Raw genomic sequence first — 24503 nt, forward strand, 5'->3', positions numbered from 1 at the left:
ATTGAAGTATGCACATTTTTTATATATAATATACAAAAAGGTACTTAAGTATACTTTTTATACCGAGGTGATAATGTGAAAGATTATGTTGAGACTAAAATAAATGAAGAATGTACTAATAATCAATGTCCTGTAGAAACTAGCCTTAATATTATAGGTGGAAAATGGAAAGGTATAATTATTTATCGTTTGCTTGATGGTAAAAAAAGATTTAATGAACTAAGACGTGAAATGCCTAAGATAACTCATAGAATGTTAACACTCCAGTTAAGGGAGCTTGAAAGAGATAGTATAGTTAAAAGAACTGTTTATGCGGAAGTTCCACCAAAGGTTGAGTACGAACTAACGAAATTTGGAATCTCAATAAGGCCGATTATTGTTGCACTTTTTGATTGGGGTAAACTTGTTCAAGAAAAGGAAAAATAATTAGATAATCTTATATGAAAAAAATAAATCCAATATACGATATATAAAGTATAATACTGTAAATGCGATTATTGATAAAAGATGTATATTCATATGTCAAATAATACATCAAAAACATACAAAATTGTAAAAAGTATATACTCATATGGTCTGTAATAGCAATCATTGCAAGCATAATTTGGGGAGCAGCGGGATTCTTTTGGAGTCGTGATAAAGGTTCAAAACATAAGTTTGGTAGTGCACTAATAGGTATTATTGAATATCAAGTTATATATTATTTAACTTCATAAGTGAAGTTTTGCTAAAATATTTTAAATACCTTTTCCATTAAAAAACAGCCGCAAGACCAATGTCATCAAGCTAAAATGTAAGAAAAAGTAAAGAAAATTTAAAAAAACACTTGACATTTGAAAATTGCCACAATAATCAAAAAGAACACATAGTTTTTGTGTATCTCTAATGATTAAAGGTGATTAAGATGAATTTCAAAAAAAGTTTTGATAAAGCTCTATTAAGAAGTAAAATGATGGTTGAGGATTATATATTTAAATGTTCTAATAGAACAAATCCATCATATTTTACGAGGTCTGGAAAAATGAATTTTAAAGAAACAGTATTATTTATGCTCAATATGATAAATAAATCTCTACAGGTAGAATTAAATGATTTTTTTGAAGTGGTTTTAAAACGAAAAGATACTATTTCTAAGCAGGCTTTTTCAGAAAACAGACAAAAGATTAGTCCTAAAGCTGGATTTATGTCAATAGTGTAGACACTTTTTTTATAAACATTTAAGCAGATTTTCTAGCAATATCTTCACATTGTTGTGGAGTAATAAATCCAGATCTACTATGTATTCTTTTTCTGTTGTACCATGCTTCAATATATTGAAAAATGCATATTTTAGCTTCATAAAAATTCTTATATTTATTCATCAATTTTTCTTCTTTCTTAAGTGAAGCATGAAATGATTCTTGAGGTGAATTATCATATGGATAACCCTTTTTACTGTAAGAATGACGTATGCCTAATTCATTAAGGTATCCTTCAATCTCACTGCTTGTATATTGTGACCCCAAATCACTATGGATTATAAGAGTTTCGTAATTAGGTTTTTGGCTATTTACGGCATTCTTAATAGCTTGTAAAGCCATACTAGCATCAATATTTTTTGAAAAGCACCATCCTATTATCTTAGCACTATAACAGTCAAATACAGATGCTAGGTAACACCATCCATCTTCCAGTGTATAAATATAAGTTATATCTGTAAGCCACTTCTCGTTTATTGTACTGGCTGTAAAGTTTTCTTTTATTAGATTTTCTTTTTGCTCTACTCTTTTTTTGCTGGTATTGTATGGTTTCCATTTCTTTATTATAATGGATTTTATATTCATCTTCTTCATTCTTCTTTGAACTCTTTTAAGACTTGGATTAAAACCTTTTTTCATCAATTTTTCGCGAATTTTTGGTGCTCCATATATTCCTTTAGAATCCTTATATTCCTTATATATTTTTTTGTCTAGTATCTTATCTTCCTTCTCCCATTTAGATGGCTTTCTATGCAGATGCTTATAGTATGCAGCTCTGCTTATTCCAAGAGTTTTACACATTATCTTTATGCTGAAGTACTTTTTTATTTTTCTGCAGTAATATTGCTTGTAGGTATCAATGAACTTATATATTTCTTCTATTTTGCCTTTGCGAATATGGACAATGCTTTTTTTAATATTTCATTCTCCTCTTGAAGAAGAGCATCTCTTTTAAGTATTTCTTTTATATTATTCTCTTTTTCTTCAGTTCCGTCATTTCTTTTCTCTACCTTATTTACCCACTGCCTTATAGTACTTTTTGGTACTCCATATTCGCTGTTAAGTTCTTTATACGTTTTCCCATTGTTAAATAATTCAACTATTGTGTTCTTATATTCTTCTGTATAGCTTTTAACTGTTCTTCCCATCTGTAGACACTTTCCTTCCCTTATTTTTATTTTATCACTTCTGTAAATCTATTCCTTTGTGTCTACACCTTTTATACTAGCACCAAGCATTTATTGAATTAAATAATGCAATAATAGATGTTATATATACAGAATGTGCTGAACTCAAATTATGGAATAAATATAGAGTATGTGCAATTGATGGAACAACAATAGAACTTCCTAATACAGAATTATTAAGGAATGAGTTTGGTTATGCAAAAAATCAGTATGCTGAAGTAGCCATTGCTCGAGCTTCTGCGTCTTGTATATTTGATGTATTAAATAAGTTTGTTATAACAAGCAAAATAGATCGTTATAAAACTTCAGAAAGAAAAACTGCCATAGAAATGATTTTAGAAATGAAACAAGATAATAAGCTAATGAAAGAACTAATGCTATTTGACAGAGGATATCCAAGTCAAGAACTTATAGCTGAGTTAATAAAAATGAATATTAATTTTGTAATGAGGCTTAAAAATAGTACTTTTAGGAAAAAAATTAATGCAGCAAATCAGGATCAAATAATTCAAATTAAATATAATAAAAGAATATACGATGTAAGAATTATTAAATTTCATCTTGAATCAGGAGTAGAAGAAGTTTTAGTAACTAATTTATTTGACGAATCTATAACTTTAAGTGATTTTAAAAAATTATATTTTATGAGGTGGGGTATAGAAATAAAATATGATGAACTTAAGAATAGACTTGAAATTGAAAACTTTACTGGTACAACTAAAATAGCAATAGAACAAGATTTTTATGCATCAATATACTTATCTAATATGATTGAATTAGCACGAAAAGATAGTGATGAATTTGTAGCATTTCAAAGAAAAGACAAAAATAATAAATATGAATATAAAACTAATTTTAATATTTTAATTGGAAGTTTAAAAGACAAGCTTATAATGATGTATCTCGAAGAGAGTCCAAGGAAAAGAAATAAAATTTATAAAGATATCATGGAGAAAGTTTCAAGGAGTGATATTCCTATAAGACCTGATAGACAAAACTCCCGCATTAAAAAATTTGCACGAGGAAAGTACAAAACTAACAAAAAACGTAGTTTATAAGGATTGATTTCATCATAGTCAAAAACACACCTCATTTTATGTGATTTCAAAAAAATCCTTTATTTTGGGGTTTGTTTGCTGTTCCCAAAAATAATGTTTTGATTGTTTTTATTATTATAAATTATAGTCAAACAACTTAGTGCAATTATTTTTATTATATTCCATATTTTTGTATATTAAATTGATGACATTGAGCGATAGCTGGTCTTGCTGTATATCTTCCAACATACTTTCCTGCTTGCTTTGCTGTTTTTATTTCACCTTTTCCATATACATAAAATCCATTCTCTAACCTTTTATATAGCTTATTTTTTAATTTTTTAAATTCTTTTTTTCCACTTTTAAGATTAATTCCTATTTCGTCTAACAATATTTTTTGCCATCTTTTCCTTAGTGCTGTATAATTTATATGTTTTGTATTCCTCCAAATTGTAATTTCTCCAGCACCACCTTCGGTGACAATTAAGTGAACATGTGGATTCCATTTTAAGTCTCTTCCAAAAGTATGAATTACTGAGATTATTCCTGGTGTAAAACATTCTTTTTTATTTAAATCTCTAAACCAGCTCATAATTGCTTTTGCTGAACATTTAGGTAATAATGATAATAGTTTTCTATCCCTAGCAAAATATATTCTAAGTTCCTGTGGAATTGTAAATACCATATGTCTATGCTTTGAGTTAATGAGTCTTGCCACCATTTCATCAGACCATTCTTCAGATTTTTTCTTACCACATGAGGTACAAAATCTACTTTTACAGCTAAATCCAACTCTTTTTATATGACCACAATTTTCACACTTAAACTCAATAAATCCATTATCTAAGGATTTACAATTAATCATCTTATCAACTTCTCTACTTATGTTAGCTCTAATTTTCCCTTTATATATCTCACTGAATTTTTCCCAATTATCCACAAATATTTGTTTTATAACACCTTGCATAATCATCACCAATCACTAAATTTGCTAATAATTATATCAAAAATCCTATTCCAAAATATTACTTGTAATATTTTCCTCAAACTTCTAACATTAGATTTTTCAAGCCCTGCCGGGCAATATTTTTATACAAAAAATTTTTAAATTCCTAATATATTAAAAATAAAACCTCATCCTTAAATTAAGGTGAGGTTTTACTAATTTTTTATCTACGCTTTACTCCTCTATCAAATCCATAAACTCCTTCACATCATTAACAGGAGTCAGACAAGCCTTATTTTTACATACATAGGCTGTAGCCTTATTATTAACCACTTTGTTATCTTCTATATAAGGTATCAGTTTAGAGAGTTCATCACTTTCATCATTAAATACTACTGAAGCAAAGAGTAGAAATCTTTTATTTATTTCATCTATGAGGGTCTTTGTATTCACATCATCTTTATCTCCAGCTATAACTATATGAATATCTGGAACTGTATTAGTTAAAAAGGCAGAAATAGTGTTTATATATCCCAAGGGCACTTTATTAATTTTTTCTGAAAATAAGCTGAATATTTCTGCTACTTTTTCTTCTAATTGAACATCTCCGGTTATTCTGGATAATCTTATTAGATTCATCGCAGCTACACTATTTCCAGAAGGCAGAGCTCCATCATATATTTCTTTAGTCTTTAGTATAAGCTCTTCACTATCTTTACCATAAAAGAAGAATCCAGAATTTTCTTCATCCCAGAAATATTTAATCATTTCACCATTTAAATCCACAGCCTTTTTTAGATAATGTACTTCAAAAGTTGCCTCATATAATTCAATCAATCCAAAAACAAAAAAAGCATAATCATCTAAGAATCCTACATTCCCAGTTTCTCCATCCCTGTATCTGCACAAAAGTCTTCCTCTATTATCAATCAAATTAGCTAAAATAAAATCTGATGCTTTTTTAGCTGCCTTTTTATAGGCTTCTATTTTAAATACTTTTCCTGCATATGCCATAGCTGCTATCATAAGCCCATTCCAGGCTGTAAGTATTTTATCGTCTTTATGAGGATGAACTCTTTTTTCCCTGTAATTAAACAGCTTCTCTCTTAATCGGTTAATTTTATTTTTTGTTTCTTCATTTTCAAGTTCTTCTAAATCTTCACCTATAAGATTAGGGATATTCCTTCCCTCAAAATTTCCTTTGGATTTTATATTATAGTAGCTGTTAAATAAATCAGCATCTTCCTCTAAAATATTCTCTATTTCACTTTTATCCCACAAGTAAAACTTTCCCTCTACACCCTCTGAATCAGCATCTTCCGCAGAATAAAAGCCTCCATCTTCATTAGTCATATCTCTCAATGTATAATCGAATATTTTTTGTACTATTTCCTTGTATCTATTTTTATGAGTTATTTGATAAGTCTCTGTATAAACTATAGCTAAAAGTGCATTATCATAGAGCATTTTTTCAAAGTGAGGCACCAGCCATTTTGAATCAACAGAATATCTAGCAAAACCAAAGCCTATATGATCAAAAATACCACCAGAATACATGGAATCCAAAGTATTTTCAACCATTTGCAGAGCTTCTCTATCACCCTTTATCTTATAATATCTTAATAAAAAACTTAAATTATGTGGTATTGGAAATTTAGGTGAATCACTAAACCCACCAAATACAGGATCATAGGCATTTTTTAATGAGTTATAAGCTTCATCTATTATATCTTCATTTATTTTCCCTTTTTTATCCACAGTATCATTTTGTAAAAAATCCACAATGTTATTACTTGATTCTAATAATTTATCTTTTTTTTGTATCCACATTGTGTTTACTTTATCTAATAATTCTATAATTCCAATCTGTCCATATTTCTCTATCTTAGGCAAATAAGTTCCTGCAAAAAATGGTTTTTTTTCAGCTGTCATAATAATAGTAAGAGGCCATCCACCGCTGCCTGTAATGGCTTGGCATACGGACATATATATGTTATCTATATCAGGTCTCTCTTCTCTATCTACTTTAATTGCCACAAAATACTTGTTTAATATTTCTGCTACTTCCTCATCTTCAAAGGATTCTCTATTCATGACATGACACCAATGGCAGGTACTATATCCAACACTCAGAAATACAGGTTTATTTTCCCTGTCAGCTTTATTAAAAGCTTCCTCACCCCAAGGATACCAGTCTACAGGATTGTGAGCATGCTGAAGCAAATAAGGACTTTTTTCGTTAATTAATCTATTAGGTTTATTCGTTAAATTCATAATATCACTTCCTAACTTATATAAATCTATTATAACCTAAGCTAATTGCTTTCACTCTATAAAAATAAAAAAGTCAATTTTTTTGCAGTGCCATATTCCATAGCCAGAACAAACGCATGAATAAAACAAAACTAAAATTAAATTATTAAATTTGAATTTAGGAAACAAAAGTATTGATAATTTCTCTCGATATATTAATTGAACTTTTAAATAATGCAACTTATTAATAAAGAAAGGATAGATTATATATGCCAATAGAAAGCATTGATTCAAATAACAACTATACAGTTAACACTAACTCTAATATTAAATCGACTTCTAATTCTGACTCTAATAAAGCATCAGCTTTTAATGATAAACTTAATGAAATTATCTCTAAAGACGATAATCCTTCTATTGCTAAAATACTTAATGAAATTAATAACGAAACTGACCCAGTTGACAGAGAAGAAGATATGATTTTATTTAATGATGTAAAACATATGATAAGGAAGGCTTCTGGAAATGTCAATTTGAAAATGATAAAGGAAGGAACAATAACTTTTCCATCAGCAACAGCACCAGGATATGTAAGAAAAGCATATAGAAAAGCTTTAGAAAAATTACCAGAAAGTCAAAGAGGTCATATAACTCTTGGCTTGGCTTTAGAATATAACACTTTTATTGATTCCGCTAAAAATGGTAATGCTAAAGTAAATTCTAGTTTATCAGTATACGAAAATTTTATGAATTATATAGAAAAAGCTATAAATTCTAATCCAGACTTTTTAGGAAGCGGAAGTTCTCAACATATAAGAATTCTATTCAATAACTTCCAATCTAATTTACAAATGTATTAGTTGTATTTGATGCTATTGAATTAGAATTGCTTGAATAGTAACTTGTACTATAATTAGAGCTAATATTTATTGACATAAAATTGCCTCCTTATAATTACAAAATTCCAAATCATTAATATACAATATTTATTTGTTATAATTGAATAATTTATGAAATCTCTAATAGTTTTTATTAATTTGAATTATTTTACATTATATACTATTTTTCGTTATATATCAGCGAAACTTTATACTAAAAAATAAACTTTTTTACAAATTTTATATTAATATTTACGAATCATCTATATATTTGTTACTAAACTTTGTATAATTTATAAATTCCCAATATAATTTTCCACCATAACAAATACAAAATAAAGTATTTAATAAGGCTGAAGAATACAAAGTAGACATGAAACTACATAGATGGATTAGAAATGATTATTCATGTAGGATTAGACACTGTAGAACTTAATGGAGAAGGTTTTGATATATTAGTAAAAGAAGGAGATACTGTTAAGGTTGGATACCCATTATCAAATATTGATCTAGAATTTACAAAGAGTAGTAATAAAAAAGTTGTAACACCAGTACTGATTACTAATTATGAGGATAAAGTAAAAAGTTTTCACTTGGAAAATAATTCATTAAGAGTAAAATGCAAAGAACTAGTATTGAAATGTGAATTAAAATAAGTGTTAAAAATAAAAATTCTATTTAACTTACTTAGTGATAGGCTAAACAGAATTTTTATTGATTTAATAGCTTTTTAGATTAAAAAAAATTTAAACTTATAGTTTTTTCAAAGATAAGAATTATCATTTGTAGTAACAGATATTAACTGTGGACTCCAAGTTGAGCAAATACTCTATCGATGGCATCATGAACCCTTTCGAAACCAAGACCACAACAGAACCAAACAGGAGCGAAGTCTAATCTTATAAGACCATTGATAGATAGCGGACCATTGCCGTAATTCCATGGACATACACCTATAAATTCTCTCAAAAGCCAGCCGCTTGAATATTCAATAGAAAACAAAATTACCATATAAACGCCTCCTCTTAGTAAAAGGGGCCAGCTTCTAATCCTATCATGCAAAGGCTCTAAAAAAACAGCTAATCCATATATTAAAAACATCCATATATAAGTATAACCAGTAAGTTTAATATCTCCCCTAAGCAATGATCCAAGTCCAGTCCAGAATATTTCGGCACTTAATCCCAAGAATCCATATATTATAAATCTTTTAATCATAAATATATATTTTGTATTTATAATTAAAATATTCTAAATAAATTAAATAAAATTTTTCTACTTTATCCATTTCTCTACATCTCTTAAAATTTTAAAATTTGTTAAATCATAATGAAGAGGTGTTAAAGTAACATATCCTGCTCTAAGAAAATGTACATCTGTATCATTTTCATGGAGTTCATTAATCTGCCCATTGAGAATAAACCTTGCAGCCTCATTAGAATTTTTAATTTTTTCATAGTTATGATTATATACTCTACCTCCAATTCTGCATATTTTAATTCCTTTTATATCTTTTTGCGCCAATCCCGGTACATTTACATTTAATACTACATCATTATATGAATTATTTTTTTGTGCTAAATTCAAAACTTTTCTAGCATATCTTGCTGCAGTAGAAAATTTTTTAAAAGTCTTATCTGCCTGCACAGATACTGCTAATGAGGGGATATTATTAATAGCTGCTTCAATGGCTGCAGAAACAGTTCCAGAATAGAGTATATCATTACCTAAGTTGGCTCCTATATTTATTCCAGATACCACCATATCAATGTCTTTCTCTACTAATTTGACCATACCAATTCTCACACAATCGGCAGGAGTACCTGTAACACTATAAGCATTAGAATTTATGCCTTCTAATTTTACTTTTTTCACCAATAGAGGCCTTGAAATAGTTATGGAGTGTCCACAAGCACTTTTTTCACTATCTGGTGCAACAATAGTTATTTCATAATATTTTTCAAGTTCTTTCGCTAAGGCATGGAGACCTTTTGCATTTATGCCATCATCATTTACCAGTAATAATCTCATTGGATACCTCCGCTTTGATTGATTAGAAATACTATAATTATAATCTTAAATAATACTTATCCTAAAATCAATAAATTAATTCATCAAAATAATATTTCGCCATATTAATATAATATTACAGAACTAACCATTCGAACACAAAAATAGCTGTTTTAATTTAATTAAAACAGCTATTTTTGTGTTATATAAAATGATATTCTTTAATAGATATTTTTACTGAAATATCTATCTCCTCTATCTGGGAAAACAGTTACTATATTTCCATTATCTATTTTTTCAGAAAGCTTCAATGCTGCTACCAAAGCAGCTCCTGATGAACTGCCAGCTATAATTCCCTCTTTAATTGCCAGTTCTTTTACCATATTAAAGGCTTCTTCATCTGTTACTTTTATAATTTCATCTACTAAATTCATATCCATAGTATGAGGTATAAAATTGTTACCTATACCTTCAATGTCATAGCATCCTTCTATACCACCGCCCATAGTTGAACCTTTTGGATCTGCCAGTATACCTTTAATATTAGGATTTTTTTCCTTTAAATATTTTACAATACCAGTATAGGTTCCGCCACTTCCTGCTCCTGCCACAAAATAATCTATTTTGCCATCCAAATCTCTATATATTTCTGGACCAGTAGTCTCATAATGAGCTAATGGATTTGTATTATTTTCAAATTGCTTTAAACTTATAGAATTATCAATAGTATTTAGTAATTCCTCAGCTTTTGCAACTGCTCCAAGCATTCCATCCTCTCTTGGTGTATTTATAATTTTAGCCCCTAGAGCCCTCATAAGAGTCTGTTTTTCCACAGAAAATTTTTCTGGTACTACAAAGATGATATTATATCCTCTATTAATAGCAGCAAGTGCTACTCCTATACCTGTATTTCCTGCTGTAGCTTCTACAATTGTATAACCTGGCTTTAATAAGCCCTTCTTTTCTGCATCTTCTATCATATAAATGCCTATTCTGTCTTTAACACTTCCACCAGGATTATTTGATTCAAGCTTTGCAAAAATATTAACTCCATCTTTAATTTGTATATGATTAATTTTTACGATAGGTGTATTTCCTATAAGATTTTTAATATCCTCTATATAATTCACACTTTACCCCTTCTTTATAATGTAATTATGAAATTTTTCTATAGACTCTTTTTTAATGCTGAAGTTAAATCCTCTAATAAATCCTGAGAATTTTCTATTCCAACAGATAATCTTATTAAATTATCTACAATTCCCACTTCCTGTCTTATATCATAAGGAATTGCCGCATGAGTCATGGAAGCTGGATGGCATATTAAAGACTCCACTCCACCAAGACTTTCACCAAATGTAATTAATTCTAAATTTGATAAAAACTTTTTATAATCGATCTTGTCACTTAATACAAAAGATATTACTCCTCCATATCCCTTTGCCTGTTTTGTCTGAATTTCATAACCTGGATGATCCTCAAATCCAGGATAATAAACTTTTTCTATTTCCTCTCTGCTTTTTAAATACTCTGAAATTATTTTACTATTTTCATTATGTCTGTCCATTCTTACTGCCAAGGTTTTAATACCTCTTATCAATAAGAATGAATCAAAAGGTCCTAATACACCACCTGTAGAGTTTTGAATAAAATGCAGTCTTTTAGCTAATTCTTCAGTATTTACTACCACAAGACCAGAAACAACATCACTATGTCCCCCTAAATATTTAGTAGCACTATGAATAACTATATCTGCTCCTAAAGTAATTGGCTTCTGAAGATAAGGAGTCATAAAAGTATTATCTACAATAGTAAATATACCCTTTTCCTTTGCTATTTTAGATATACCCTCAATATCAGTTATATCCATAAGTGGATTGGTTGGTGTCTCTATATATATTGCTTTTACACTCTCATCTACATTATTTCTCACTGCTTCCAAGTCCGTAGTATCCACAATTTTATACCCTATATTAAAATTATTAAAAACTTTATCCAGTACTCTAAAGGTTCCTCCATAAACATTGTTGGATATTATTACTTTATCTCCTGTCTTAAATAAAGATATAACTGCTGTAATTGCTGCCATACCTGATGCAAAAGCAAAACCTGCATATCCCTCTTCAAGGTCTGAAATAAGCTTTTCTAAAGCTTCTCTTGTTGGGTTCCCAGTTCTTGAATATTCATAGCCTGTATTATGTCCAAAGCTTGGCTGCTTATAAGTAGAAGTTTGATAAACAGGCACATTAACTGCTCCAGTTTTCTCATCACCATCTATTCCACCATGAATTACTAAAGATTCTATTTTCATAATTTGTTCCTCCCATATTTAGAAATTAAGCATTTTATAAAAGTTATTATAATTCAGTATGATAAGTCTATCTTTCATCAAACAATAAAAGGAATTTTCATAATGATGAATTATGAAATTCTATTAACACAATATGATTTAAAATAGACTAATATACTGATTGATTCTTTTGCTAGGATTTAATGGCAGATGCAATAAATATACCTGTTTCAGTATATTCTCCTTTACTTGAATATCCCTTACAAGTTAAATCTGTATTTTCTATATGAATATTTTTAAAATTTGATTTTATAAGCCATTCACTTATCTGTGAATTTGAGAAACCAAGCCATTCATCAAACATTTCCTCTCTTGCCCACTCACCATTATGCTCCATCACATCAGATATAACTATGACTCCTCCTTTTTTTAGTATTCTGCTCATTTCACCTATAGCCTTATCTGCATTTCTTATATGATGTAAAGCCATATTTATGAATATAGCATCCAAAGATTCATCAAATAAAGTTATATCCTCAAGAGAAGATTTTAATGGATACACATTATTAAAATTTTTATTTATACTTGACTTCTTTAATTCTTTTAGCATATTAACTGAATTATCTATAGAAAATACCAATTTTGCTTCATTAGCTAGTTCCAGTGAAATAAATCCTGTTCCACAACCTAAATCAGCTACAATTTTATTCTTTATATCTGCTTTTGATAAAACCTTATATTTCAATCTTTCTTCGAAGTATTCACTTCTAATTACATTCCATTTTGATGCAATACCATTGAAATATTTTATAGAGTTCATCACTTACCCCTCCTTATTTTACTATTCCTATTGATATAGTATGATTAATTATAAAAAAATGTCATACTATTATAAATATTAATAGTAATGTGAGGGAATAAATAATTCTTAAGAAATACACTGTTACATCTATACTATTATACTATTAAAAATTCTCTTAAATAATAAAAAGGCGCACTTTACCTATGGTAAAATACAGCCTCTAGTTTGTCTAGTTAGCATGTATAGACAGATAAAACAAATATGTCAAACAATTCCTAGTATTCATATTTGATATATTTGTTTATTATTATAGCCTCTATTGATTTCATTGTCAATATACACTTATAAATTTTCTATTTCTCTTCTTTCTGGCTTTTTGTTACCTGTCTTAGCTTCTCTTTTAATTAACTCAGCTTCAACATCCTTTAAATCTATACCCTGATTTGCCAATAAAACTAGTAAATGATATACTAAATCGCAAGTCTCCATTACAAGTTCCTTAGGATCATTATTTTTTGCCGCTATTACCGTTTCAGTACATTCTTCTCCAACTTTTTTAAGTATTTTGTCTACTCCCTTTTCAAATAGATAATTTGTGTAAGAATCTTTTATCGGATTAGCTTTTCTATCTAAAATTGTAGCATAAAGTTCCTTAATAATTTCATTCATATATATCATTCCTCTCTTTTATAATTATTTAGTATTACCCCATCTGAATTTTAGAACTGCGAATGCATGGCTTACTTGGCGTTGAACTCCCACTTGAAGAAGGGGGAGACTTACGGCAAGTTAGTCAGGTTAAATATCAATCGTTTTAAAAAAGCAACTTCTGCTTCCTGTATGACAAGCTGCCCCTACCTGCTCTACCTTTATAAGTAAAGTATCATTATCACAATCCAGACTTATACTTTTGACATATTGAAAATGTCCAGAAGTAGCTCCTTTATTCCAGTATTCATTTCTAGAACGACTCCAAAACCAAGTAGTTTTAGTTTCCATAGTTTTTCTCAATGATTCTTTATTCATATAAGCCAGCATCAGAACTTCACCGTTTTCTACATCTACAATAATAGCTGGTATTAAACCTTTACTAAAATCTACAGACTCCAATAATTCATTTGTATTCATATTTTCACCTACTTTAATCATCTACAATCTAACACTAACCTGTTTCTCCCTTAAGTATTCCTTAACCTGTTTTATTGTAAGTTCTCTATAATGAAATAGAGAAGCTGCTAATGCTGCATCACAATTAGTTTTTTCAAATACATCATAGAAATGTTCCAAATTTCCACATCCTCCTGATGCTATAACTGGAATATTTACTGCCTTTGTAATGGCACTAGTAAATTCTATATCATAACCATTTTTCGTTCCATCAGCATCCATGCTGGTAAGTAATATCTCACCACATCCAAGTTTTTCTGCCTTTTGAGCCCATTCTATAGCATCAAGTCCTGTATCTATTCTTCCTCCAGCAATAACTACATTCCACCCAGATCCATCTGCTCTCTTTCTTCCATCAATAGCTACAACTACACATTGAGTACCAAACCTTTCAGCTGCTCTTGTTATAAGTGTAGGGTCTTTTACTGCGGAAGAATTTATGGATATTTTATCTGCTCCGGCCTTTAATATATCTCTAAAATCCTCTACAGTTCTTATTCCTCCACCAACAGTAAGAGGTATAAAAACTTTTTCTGCAGTTCTCTTTACTACATCTATCATAGTCTTTCTTCCATCTGACGTTGCAGTTATATCCAAAAATACTATTTCATCAGCACCTTCACTATTATAAAATTCTGCAATTGCTACAGGATCTCCTACATCCTTTAGATCTACAAAATTTATTCCTTTAACAACCCTGCCCATATTTACATCAAGACAAGGTATTATCCTCTTAGTAAGCATATTATCACATCCTCAAAGGTTATTTTACCGCAATTAATTTTTTATTGATAATTACATAACTCATATTCTTAATAACTATTCCCATTTACTATGTTCAAATTTTACATAACCCTAACTTTATTTTTATATACACTAAAAATATAAAATTTAATTATTTTTGAAGTATATTTTCAACTATTTTATGAAGCTTCTCAAGAAAAACATTCATTTCATCTTCTGAACCTATGGTTATTCGCAAGTAATTGTTAATTCTAGGTTTATTAAAATATCTTACTAATAATCCATTTTCCCTAAGTGTAGCAAATAATTTTTCTCCATCTATATCAGGGTGCCACGTAAATATAAAGTTTGCCTTTGAAGGTATTACTTCAAAACCAAAGCTTTTTAATTTTTCACTTACTAATTCTCGCGTATTTATTATTTTGGAAACACATTCTTTAAAATATTCTTCATCTTTAATAGCCGCAACGGCAGCTTTTGCTGCAACTCTATCTATTGTATAGGAGTTCATAGAATTTTTTATCCTATTTAGTCCATCTATAAGTTCTTCTTGTCCAAGAGCAAATCCAACACGAATTCCAGCTAAACATCTAGATTTTGACAGAGTCTGTATTACTAGTAAATTAGGATATTCCTTTATGAGCTTTACCACAGATTCGCAACCAAAATCCACATAGGCTTCATCTATTATAACTACTTTATCAGAGTTATGCTGAAGTATTTTCTTTATATCATCAGAATCTATTGCTTTAGCTGTTGGTGCATTGGGATTAGGAATTACAACGCCCCCATTTTCACCTAAAAAATCCTCTACATTTATAGAAAAATCCTCTTTTAAACTTGATAGTTTATAATCTAATTTATATAATTTAGCATAAACGGGATAAAAACTGTAACTTATATCTGGAAATATAATTTTTTCATTAGTATTAAAAAATGCTAAAAATGAAAATGCTAATACTTCATCAGATCCGTTTCCAATAAACACTTGGTCTCTATTTAAATCATAATACTCTGCAATAGTATCTCTCAATTCATCGCAATTTGGATCTGGATATAATCTTAAATCCTCGTTAGCAGCCATCTTTATTGCTTCTATAACCTTTGGTGATGGTGGATATGGATTTTCATTTGTATTTAATTTAATGTATTTTTTATCTTTAGGCTGCTCACCACAAACATAGGGTTCTATATTTTTAGTAATTTCACTCCAATATTTACTCATTTAAACTCACTTCCTAAATCTTAATTTAGCCATATTAATTATAATAAAGATGATAATACTATTTACAAACCTTTATTGCCTCTTCCAAATTTATATTTCCAGAATATATGGCTTTACCTGTAATAGCACCATAAACACCCATGTCCTTTATATGCTTCAAATCTTCTACATTTTTTATTCCACCAGAAGCTATTATGTCACAACTTACACTCTTATGAATTTTTTCAAGCTGCTCTAAGTTGGGTCCTTGAAGGGTTCCATCTTTACTTATATCTGTAAATATTATAGTTTTTACACCTATACTCTCCATTTGTTTCGCAAAATCAATGTAATCCACGTCACTTACATCGATCCATCCATTTACCGCCACTTTTTCGTTCTTTGCATCTATACCTACAGCTATTTTTTCACCATACTTTTTTACCGCCTGCTTTACAAAATTCATATCCTTTAATGCTGCGGTACCCAGTATTACCCTTGAAAGACCTGTATCTATAAGCATATCAACAGTTTCCATATTTCTTATACCACCGCCAAGTTCTACTGGAATGCCCACAGTCTTAATTACTTCCGATATAATACTCAAGTTCTTTATTTCACCTTTCAGTGCACCATCTAAATCCACCATATGTATATATTCCGCTCCTTTAGCTTTAAAATCTAAAGCTACATCTAATGGATTTTCTCCTACAACTTCTGACTCATCAAATTTTCCTTGATACAATCTTACACATTTACCATCTCTTAAATCCATAGCTGGAAATATTATCACTATAACAACCCCCAAAAATTTTTAAGCATTTTTATTCCCGGATCTCCACTCTTCTCAGGATGAAACTGAAAACCAAATACATTATTCTTACTTACAGCTGCCGGCACATTTATACCATAAAAGCTGTCTGCATCTAAATTATCTTCTTCCAATTCAGCATAATAAGAATGAACAAAGTATGCGTAACTTCCATCTTTTACACCTTCTAAAAGAGGTGATTTTTTTAATATGTTTAAAGAATTCCATCCCATATGAGGTATTTTCAAATTGACTTCAAATTTCTTTATTCTTCCCTTTATAAGGCCTAATCCTTCTGTAGGTCTAATCTCATCACTTTCATCAAAAAGCAGCTGCATTCCAAGACATATCCCAAGGATAGGTACTCCTGCCTCTGCTGCATTCTTTAAAGCTTTATCCATATTTAATTTTTTTATATTTTCCATGGCATCAGGGAATGCCCCCACTCCTGGAAGTATAATACCATCACTGTTTAGAATTTCATCTACACTAGATGTTATATTACATTTTCCACCAAAGGATTCAAAGGCTTTCTGTACACTTCTCAAATTTCCTATGCCATAATCTACTATACTCAATGTCTTTTCCTTCAAAATTATCACCCCTTCTTTAATATAGCAAAATTTAAAAATACCAGTTTTAAAAATCTCTTTATATTAGATGAATCCTTATACTTAATTAAATATAATGTACAACTAGTAAAAATTAATTATAACAGCAATGTAAGTTAACAATTACAAACTTCCTTTAGTGGACATTACACCCTTTATTCTGAAATCTTTCTCCATAGCCTCTTTAAGGGCCCTTCCAAAAGCCTTAAACATACCTTCAATTATATGGTGAGTATTTTTACCGTATAGAGATTTTACATGAAGAGTTATTCCAGCATTAAAGGCTACTGCTCTAAAAAATTCCTCTACCATTTCCGTTTCAAACATACCTAATTTTTCTGTACTAAAATCACCTTCAAACACCAAATAAGGTCTTCCACTGATATCAATAGATACCAGTGAGAGGCTCTCATCCATAGGCACATAGGCTGTTCCGTATCTCTTTATCCCAACTTTATCTCCTAAAGCTTTATTAATACACTTTCCAAGAACTATACCCACATCCTCTACCAAATGATGTGAATCTACATAGATATCTCCCTCTGCTTTAAGATTTAAAGTCATAAGTCCATGCTTTGTCATAAGTGTAAGCATATGATCAAAAAATCCCACACCAGTTTCTATACTGGAGTTTCCCTCTCCGTCAAGTTCAAGACTCATATCTATGTTTGTTTCCATAGTTTTTCTTGAAATAGAGGCTTCTCTTTTATCCATAAAAAATCACTCCTGCTATTATTAAATTTATTTTAAGTTGATCTTTTAAAACTTCATATAAACAGAGTTCTTTGTTTCAGATGGAGTTTTTCCCCATTTGATACTTATATTCCTACTAGTCCTCATATCTAACTTTTATGGAATTAGCGTGAGCTGTAAGCCCTTCTGTATCAGCTAATTTAACTATCTTATCTTTAACTCCATATAAGCCTTCTTCACTGTAGTATATATAACTTGATTTCTTAATAAAATCATCTACTGAAAGAGGTGAGAAGAATCTGGCACTTCCACTGGTAGGTAACACATGATTAGGACCTGCCATATAATCTCCTAATGGTTCTGGAGAATAGGAACCAAGAAAAATTGATCCTGCATTTTTTATTCTTCCAAGATATAAAAATGGATCTTTTACCATAAGTTCAAAGTGCTCAGGAGCTATTTTATTACCTAAATCAATGGCTTCATCCATATTATCTACCACAAGTATTACTCCAAAATCCTTTAGAGAAGTTTCAATTATTTCTTTTCTGCTTAAACTTTCTACTTGTCTTTTTATTTCCTTTTGAACCTTTACAGCTAATTCTTGCGAAGTAGTTACTAGAATTGCAGAGGCAAGTTTATCATGCTCAGCTTGAGACATTAAATCTGCTGCTATAAATTTTTCATTACCATTTTCATCAGAAACTATAAGTATTTCACTAGGTCCTGCAATCATATCTATATCTACTAATCCAAAGACACTTCTCTTTGCCAGGGCCACAAATATATTTCCCGGTCCAACTATTTTATCTACCTTCTCTATAGTTTCTGTACCATAGGCAAGAGCTCCAATCGCCTGTGCTCCTCCTACTTTATATATCTCATCAACTCCTGCAATATCTGCAGCTACAAGTATACTTGCACTTATTGTACCATCCTTTTTAGGAGGTGTGACCATAACAATTTTTTCCACTCCAGCCACCTTTGCTGGCAAAGCGTTCATCATTACAGAAGATGGATAGGCAGCTGTTCCCCCTGGTACGTATATACCAACTCTTGAAAGTCCTCTAACAGTTTGTCCCATTACTATTCCATTTTCCTTTGTCATAATCCAAGACTTATCCTTTTGTTTTTCATGAAATTCTGTTATATTTGACTTTGCCGTCTTTAATGCTTCTATGAATTCCTCATCCACTTCTTCATAGGCTTTATCTATCTCTTCTCTTTTCACTGTTAAACTTTCCAAGCTTTCGCAATCAAATTTTCTTGTAAAGTTTATAACTGCACTATCTCCCTTTTCTCTTATCTCTGAAAGCATTTCTGCTACTTTTATATTTACATCATTTTCTATACCTTCTGCTCTCTTCTTTAGGTTCTCTAAGTATTCTATTCCCTCTTTACTATTGGCTTTTAATATATTGATTAATTCACTCACTAAAATTACCTCCCTGTTTAAGGTTATTTAAAAAATAACATTTAAAACTATATAAATTTACTATTTCTTCTGGGGTATCTTATCGAATTCATTTACTACTTTCTGAACATTATCTATTAATGATTTAATTTCATCTTTTCTCATCTTCATGCTGGCTCTGTTTACAATCATTCTGGCACTTATATCACATATATCGTTAAATACAATAAGTCCATTTTCCTTTAATGTAGTCCCTGTTTCTACAATGTCTACAATGGCATCTGAAAGTCCTAAAATAGGTGCAAGTTCCACAGAACCTTCTATTTTAATAATTTCTACATCCATACCAAGTTTTCTAAAGTAATCTCTTGTAACTCTAGGATATTTAGTAGCAATTTTTTTTCTATTATATCCTTCGTTAATGTTAAAACTTGGTATAGATGCCAGTGCAAATTTACATTTACCAACCTTTAAATCCATAACTTCATAAAAATCTCTTCCCTCTTCTAAAAGGGTGTCTTTACCAACTATACCTATGTCTGCTGCTCCATGTTCTACATAAGTTAATACATCAACAGCTTTCACCAGTACAAATTGTATATTATTTTTTTTATCACAAAGTACAAGTCTTCTGCCTTTGTTCTTTAATTCTTCAGTATCAATACCAACTTTATCAAATATATCTACTGAAAATTTTTCAAGTCTTCCTTTAGTAAGTGCTATTCTTAAAGGTTTTATAGATTCCATATTGGTAGCTCTCCATTTCTAAAATTTATATTTTTCCCATGCATAACAACAAATAGTAATATAAATTCTAATATTATTCCGTTATTATTTTACTGCCCTTTATCCATATATTATCTTCAAATTTATATTCCATTTGTTCCGATATATTTATAACAGATTTTACACCCATTTTTTCTGCATATTGAAAGCTTTCTTCTAATTTTTTCATCAGACTCACTTCTGCTTTTGTACCTTTTTCTTTTAATTTCATAACTAAATCATAACCTTTATGTAAATCATCAAAATTACAATGTATTATTTTTTCCATCTTATTATCTGCAAAAGTTTTCCCTTGAGTTTTCAAAGCTTCAACCACTATATCTACATTTATTGCAAGGCCCGTAGCAGGTAATTTCTTTCCAAAGTTTTCTATAAGTTTGTCATATCTTCCACCGCTGAGTATACTATCTCCTGCCTCCATACAATATCCTCTAAAAATAAGTCCTGAATAATAATTTAAATTTTGTACCATTCCCAAATCAATAGATATATATTTACTATATCCAAGTTTGTCCATGACTTCATAAACTCTTTCTATGTTTTCAAGAGCCTTTATCCCATAAGATTTACCTAGAAGTTCTCTAGTCTCTGTAATAATTTCTTTACCTCCAAACAATTCTGGTAATCTCTGTAGTATCTCTAATGCATTGAGGTCAATAATCTTGCTGTTATTATCAAGAAATTCTCTAAGTCCAGCAATATTCTTATTTTGAATAAATAATCTAACTTGTTCCTTTTCCTCCATATTTAGAGGAAGATTATCTGTAAGCTGTCTGAAGAACTGAGAATCTCCTATTTCTATTTTAAAGTTTCTAAGTCCTATTCTTTTTAGAGCTTCTATTCCAGTAATAATAGCTTCTATATCTCCTCTTATACTATCTACTCCAATTATTTCAATACCGGATTGAGTAAATTCACTTAATTTTCCATTTAGAACTTCATTTACTCTAAATATATTTTGACTATAAAAGAGTTTTAATGGATACATTTCTGGTTTTATTTTTGTAGCCGCAATTCTTGCTATAGGTGTTGTCATATCAGACCTTAGTACAAGAATTCTTCCCCTATTATCAAACAATTTATACATTTTTTCTTGTGGTATAGGCTGATTCTCCATATTAAACACATCATAAAATTCTAAAGTAGGTGAAATAATTTCATTATATCCATAATTTATATAAACATCTCTTATTAAATCTTCTATTTTAATTTTTGATCTGCACTCTTCAAAAAGTATATCTTTAGTTCCTTCTGGTATATATTTCTTTAAATTTGCCATGATAAGTCCTCCATTAATTTAACTTTACCGATGCATCGCTTTATCGCTTTACTATACTAAAATATTACCAAGTAAATTACCTTATGTCAATAAAAAAATAAAAGGCTTATACATATTCCATTTTTCTATTCTTAAAATACACAGGAGTTAATTTACACAATTCTGCTATTTTTAATGCCTGGTTGTAATTAAATCCTATACTGTTTTCACTATGGGAATCTGATCCTATAGTCACATATTTGCCTTTTAATTCTGAAAATCTTTTATATATATCTATAAGACTGTTAACAGTGTCTTTACTAGAAAGTCTTCTTGTATTTATTTCTATAGCTATATTTCTATCAATAAGAGCTTTTAGTATTTCATCAATTATATCCCCATGTTCTCTATAATGTATATCTTTATCTTCATATTGGGCATACCTGCATATATAATCAATATGACCAAGACTATCAATATAACTGTGGCTTTTTATATTTTCCAGCATGTTTTCAAAGTATTCATTATATGCATCTTTCTTAGTTTTTCCATCATAAAAACTTTTCTCATATATATCTATTCCATTTACAAAATGTATGGATCCAAGTACATAATCGAAAGGATATCCCTTACCTATATCTGCATTTTCATTTATACAATCATCTCTCATACCAAGTTCTATTCCAAGCAAAAGCTTGTTATTTCTGTATTTATGGTATTCCTGAAAATATTTATCTATATCAAATGTAAATTCTCCTTCTACAGGGAATTTTAAATCCATATGCTCTGTTAAAATAAGTCCTAGATTATCATCATAAGCTTTTTTTACAGCCTTATCTATAGAAAGCTTAGAATCAGTAGAAAAAGTAGTGTGAACATGAGTATCAAACATATATAATCCTCCCTTAAAGGTACTGTTTATACATTAATTCATTGCAGCATACTTTATAAAAAATTAATTTAAATTAATTTTATCATATTTATAGTACATAAACTATACAAAGTGAAAAGAGTTTTTCTGCCTTTAATTACTATTCCAAAATAATAAAAGGGATTAACCCTAGTTCTTATATGAATCTAGATTAATCCCTTTAATATTATAATTTTATTTAATAACTGACCACTTTAATACTACGCCCTGTTGTATACAAAATTACTTTGCTTCACTTTTAAAACGTTTACTTGGATTACAAATTTATATTGTTTTAATAAATTTTATATTCATCTCTAAGCATTATTTCCTTAAACACAAAATAAATCTACAATTTACATATAAAAATAAATTTATTTAAACCTATCTTTTGTACTTAAAATCTTTTTCCTGTATGTGTTATAAATAATTGAATAAATTTAAAATTTTATTATTTCAATCAGCCTACTATATCTGAGAATTCAATATTTATAATATTATTTTTATTATCTACCAAATTATGATTTTTAGGAACATCCTTCTCTTCAAGTAATATAACTGGAAGTTCAATAAAAAACTCACTGCCTTTTCCCTCTTCACTTTTAACCCAAACTTTTCCTTTATGCATTTCTACCAATGCCTTAACTATAGAAAGACCTATTCCACTTCCCCCACATTCTTTCGCTAAAGATTCTTTGGCTTGAGCAAATCTTTCAAATATGACCTTTTGCATTTCCAATGGAATTCCTATTCCCGTATCTTTAACAGATATAATCACTTTATTCTCACTATCATGGATATTAACCTCTATTTTACCTTCAGGCTTTGTAAATTTCACTGCATTTGATAAAAGATTCATAATTACCCTGCTGATTTTTTCTTCATCACAAGAAGTATATCTTTCTTCTACATCTGTATCAAACAAAATTTCTATATTCTTGCTTTTAATATATTCTGCTATAGACAGTACAGTATCTTCAACTACCTTTATTATATTGGTATTTTTTAATTTTATATCAAAATACCCTGAATCAATTTTAGTTATATCTATTAAATTATTTATAAGTTTTAAAAGTCTATAGCAATTTTGTCTGTTCATAGCTAAATATTTACACAAATTTTTATCCTCAATATGAAGCTTTTTTAAATTTAAATCAATTAACTGCGTAGATGTAAATATAACATTTAATGGTGTTCTTAATTCATGAGATATATTAGCAAAAAAATCCTTTCTTACTTTATCTGCCTTCAACACTTTTTTTAAAATTTCCTGATTTTCTTTAAAAGACCTTTCTATAGCTTTTCTCTTTATATTTTCCTCTTCTAATTGATCACTTATATTTTTCAATTTTATATTTTTTTTCCCTATTTCTCTATTTAAATTATCTATTTCAACCCTATAATTATCTTCCATATTAAAACTCCTTGTACTATTTATAAATTTATATCAATTAAATTTTAGCTACTAAAAACTTTATACTTTCAATAGATTTAGATGCATAATTTTCAGCATAATCATTAAATAAAAATCTCCAATTATTCATTAAAATATATTATTTACACTGATTACATATTAAATTTAATTTTTCTTTTAATTTAGTTATGTCCACTTTAAAGAGATTATTAATCTCAAAACTAAATACCGCAATAAGATCTTTATATTCTTTCATATATGGATAATCTTTTAATGTAGTACTCTGCATGCCTTCTAAATGCTCATTTATACGCTTTTCATATTCTATAAGTTTATTTATCCTAGAGTAATAATTTATAAATTGTTCTAATTCTTCTTTGCTAAATTCAGCAGATATGTATCCAAAAGCTTCAAGCCAATTTTTTACAATAGTTATGTTGCTTATTCTAATTAACTCAAATCTCTTATTTTTAAATAATCTACTGCTCCTTTCTATATCAGCTTTAAAAATTCTAGCATAATTTTTTATAGTTTCCCTATTAGTATTTTGAAAAATTCTTTTTCTATACCAAATTTCACCAAACACAGCTAAAAAGAAACCAATTAAAATTCCAATAATTATACTCATAAAACTTAACCTATTTACAACAAACATATTTCTGGAATCTACATTTTCCAATTCATTATTGTATATAATAGACATAATTACTATAAATAGAACTAATGAAACTATAATTACTGAAAAAAGATTTTTCTTTATAGAATTACAAATCTTTTTTATGTAAAAGTTTTGTTTTAAATTATTTTTACCTATCTGAAGTTCAGTAAGCATATTAATAATCCTCCTCTT

General features: G+C 29.1%; 25 protein-coding genes and 2 pseudogenes. 6 read left to right on the forward strand and 21 right to left on the reverse strand.

The window, feature by feature from the left end:
* The first annotated feature begins 75 nt into the window (after positions 1-75).
* The 3 genes from CLPA_RS15775 (at position 76) to CLPA_RS15780 (ending at position 1198) form a co-directional block, all read left to right on the forward strand.
* Positions 76-426 carry a winged helix-turn-helix transcriptional regulator gene (locus CLPA_RS15775; protein WP_003446775.1) on the forward strand — a complete coding sequence of 117 codons (351 nt, stop codon included), beginning with the start codon at positions 76-78 and terminating at the stop codon, positions 424-426.
* 116 nt (positions 427-542) lie between these two features.
* On the forward strand, positions 543-716 hold the full coding sequence (locus CLPA_RS22175) for a DUF6518 family protein (RefSeq protein WP_472297989.1): 174 nt from the start codon (positions 543-545) through the stop codon (positions 714-716).
* 188 nt (positions 717-904) lie between these two features.
* On the forward strand, positions 905-1198 hold the full coding sequence (locus tag CLPA_RS15780) for a hypothetical protein (protein WP_003446777.1): 294 nt from the start codon (positions 905-907) through the stop codon (positions 1196-1198).
* Between the two features lie 19 nt (positions 1199-1217).
* Here CLPA_RS15780 and CLPA_RS15785 read toward each other — a convergent pair.
* A pseudogene (locus CLPA_RS15785) lies at positions 1218-2386 on the reverse strand (IS3 family transposase).
* Between the two features lie 92 nt (positions 2387-2478).
* Between CLPA_RS15785 and CLPA_RS15795 the strand changes: the two are divergent.
* Complete coding sequence (locus tag CLPA_RS15795) at positions 2479-3483, forward strand: IS4 family transposase (protein ID WP_143756592.1); 1005 nt, start codon at positions 2479-2481, stop codon at positions 3481-3483.
* A 190-nt stretch (positions 3484-3673) separates the two neighbouring features.
* On the opposite strand, the pseudogene CLPA_RS15800 reads toward CLPA_RS15795, so the two are convergent.
* Together CLPA_RS15800 and CLPA_RS15805 are read right to left on the reverse strand one after the other, a co-directional pair.
* Positions 3674-4429 (reverse strand): annotated as a pseudogene (locus tag CLPA_RS15800) (IS91 family transposase); the annotation flags it as partial.
* A gap of 213 nt (positions 4430-4642) precedes the next feature.
* Entirely contained in the window at positions 4643-6682 is a 2040-nt protein-coding gene (locus tag CLPA_RS15805) for a thioredoxin domain-containing protein (RefSeq protein WP_003446791.1), read from the reverse strand.
* 248 nt (positions 6683-6930) lie between these two features.
* Here CLPA_RS15805 and CLPA_RS15810 point away from each other — a divergent pair, with 248 nt between their 5' ends.
* Positions 6931-7521, forward strand: coding sequence for a hypothetical protein (locus CLPA_RS15810; protein WP_003446792.1), 591 nt, complete (start codon positions 6931-6933; stop codon positions 7519-7521).
* Positions 7522-7937: 416 nt separating this feature from the next.
* Positions 7938-8195 (forward strand): PTS glucose transporter subunit IIA, encoded by a 258-nt coding sequence (locus CLPA_RS15815; RefSeq protein WP_003446794.1) that lies wholly within the window; start codon positions 7938-7940, stop codon positions 8193-8195.
* A 142-nt stretch (positions 8196-8337) separates the two neighbouring features.
* Here the strand turns inward: CLPA_RS15815 and CLPA_RS15820 are convergent, their stop codons facing one another.
* From CLPA_RS15820 to CLPA_RS15905, 18 genes are all read right to left on the reverse strand, one after another.
* Positions 8338-8757, reverse strand: coding sequence for a putative ABC transporter permease (locus CLPA_RS15820; protein WP_003446795.1), 420 nt, complete (start codon positions 8755-8757; stop codon positions 8338-8340).
* Positions 8758-8814: 57 nt separating this feature from the next.
* The gene (gene surE, locus CLPA_RS15825) at positions 8815-9570 is read right to left on the reverse strand and encodes a 5'/3'-nucleotidase SurE (RefSeq protein ID WP_003446796.1); all 756 of its coding nucleotides are present in this window, start codon (positions 9568-9570) and stop codon (positions 8815-8817) included.
* Positions 9571-9770: 200 nt separating this feature from the next.
* Positions 9771-10679, reverse strand: coding sequence for a cysteine synthase A (cysK, locus tag CLPA_RS15830; protein WP_003446798.1), 909 nt, complete (start codon positions 10677-10679; stop codon positions 9771-9773).
* A gap of 38 nt (positions 10680-10717) precedes the next feature.
* Positions 10718-11860, reverse strand: a complete 1143-nt coding sequence (locus CLPA_RS15835) for a trans-sulfuration enzyme family protein (RefSeq protein ID WP_003446800.1) — start codon at positions 11858-11860, stop codon at positions 10718-10720.
* Positions 11861-12032: 172 nt separating this feature from the next.
* On the reverse strand, positions 12033-12659 hold the full coding sequence (locus CLPA_RS15840) for a class I SAM-dependent methyltransferase (RefSeq protein ID WP_003446802.1): 627 nt from the start codon (positions 12657-12659) through the stop codon (positions 12033-12035).
* A gap of 324 nt (positions 12660-12983) precedes the next feature.
* On the reverse strand, positions 12984-13316 hold the full coding sequence (gene hisE, locus CLPA_RS15845) for a phosphoribosyl-ATP diphosphatase (RefSeq protein ID WP_174548969.1): 333 nt from the start codon (positions 13314-13316) through the stop codon (positions 12984-12986).
* A gap of 123 nt (positions 13317-13439) precedes the next feature.
* Positions 13440-13769 carry a phosphoribosyl-AMP cyclohydrolase gene (gene hisI, locus CLPA_RS15850; protein ID WP_034830098.1) on the reverse strand — a complete coding sequence of 110 codons (330 nt, stop codon included), beginning with the start codon at positions 13767-13769 and terminating at the stop codon, positions 13440-13442.
* 21 nt (positions 13770-13790) lie between these two features.
* The gene (gene hisF / locus CLPA_RS15855; RefSeq protein WP_003446805.1) at positions 13791-14552 is read right to left on the reverse strand and encodes an imidazole glycerol phosphate synthase subunit HisF; all 762 of its coding nucleotides are present in this window, start codon (positions 14550-14552) and stop codon (positions 13791-13793) included.
* A gap of 151 nt (positions 14553-14703) precedes the next feature.
* A complete protein-coding gene (hisC, locus tag CLPA_RS15860; protein ID WP_003446807.1) occupies positions 14704-15777 on the reverse strand; it encodes a histidinol-phosphate transaminase in 1074 nt (357 codons plus the stop codon).
* A gap of 58 nt (positions 15778-15835) precedes the next feature.
* Positions 15836-16549, reverse strand: coding sequence for a 1-(5-phosphoribosyl)-5-[(5-phosphoribosylamino)methylideneamino]imidazole-4-carboxamide isomerase (gene hisA, locus CLPA_RS15865; RefSeq protein ID WP_003446809.1), 714 nt, complete (start codon positions 16547-16549; stop codon positions 15836-15838).
* The gene (hisH, locus tag CLPA_RS15870) at positions 16549-17160 is read right to left on the reverse strand and encodes an imidazole glycerol phosphate synthase subunit HisH (protein WP_003446811.1); all 612 of its coding nucleotides are present in this window, start codon (positions 17158-17160) and stop codon (positions 16549-16551) included. The genes hisA and hisH overlap by 1 nt, the downstream gene beginning before the upstream one ends.
* Before the next feature lie 141 nt (positions 17161-17301).
* Entirely contained in the window at positions 17302-17892 is a 591-nt protein-coding gene (gene hisB / locus CLPA_RS15875) for an imidazoleglycerol-phosphate dehydratase HisB (RefSeq protein WP_003446813.1), read from the reverse strand.
* Positions 17893-18007: 115 nt separating this feature from the next.
* Complete coding sequence (gene hisD / locus CLPA_RS15880) at positions 18008-19306, reverse strand: histidinol dehydrogenase (RefSeq protein WP_003446815.1); 1299 nt, start codon at positions 19304-19306, stop codon at positions 18008-18010.
* Between the two features lie 60 nt (positions 19307-19366).
* Positions 19367-20032, reverse strand: a complete 666-nt coding sequence (hisG, locus tag CLPA_RS15885; protein ID WP_003446818.1) for an ATP phosphoribosyltransferase — start codon at positions 20030-20032, stop codon at positions 19367-19369.
* Positions 20033-20105: 73 nt separating this feature from the next.
* Entirely contained in the window at positions 20106-21350 is a 1245-nt protein-coding gene (locus CLPA_RS15890; RefSeq protein ID WP_003446820.1) for an ATP phosphoribosyltransferase regulatory subunit, read from the reverse strand.
* Between the two features lie 106 nt (positions 21351-21456).
* A complete protein-coding gene (locus CLPA_RS15895) occupies positions 21457-22221 on the reverse strand; it encodes a histidinol phosphate phosphatase (RefSeq protein ID WP_003446821.1) in 765 nt (254 codons plus the stop codon).
* 478 nt (positions 22222-22699) lie between these two features.
* Positions 22700-23653, reverse strand: a complete 954-nt coding sequence (locus CLPA_RS15900; protein ID WP_003446822.1) for a sensor histidine kinase — start codon at positions 23651-23653, stop codon at positions 22700-22702.
* A 139-nt stretch (positions 23654-23792) separates the two neighbouring features.
* Positions 23793-24485: a hypothetical protein gene (locus CLPA_RS15905; protein WP_003446823.1), complete on the reverse strand. Its 693-nt coding sequence runs from the start codon at positions 24483-24485 to the stop codon at positions 23793-23795.
* Positions 24486-24503 lie beyond the last annotated feature (18 nt).

Origin of the sequence: Clostridium pasteurianum DSM 525 = ATCC 6013 (genome assembly GCF_000807255.1) — a bacterium.
Lineage (GTDB): Bacteria > Bacillota > Clostridia > Clostridiales > Clostridiaceae > Clostridium_I > Clostridium_I pasteurianum.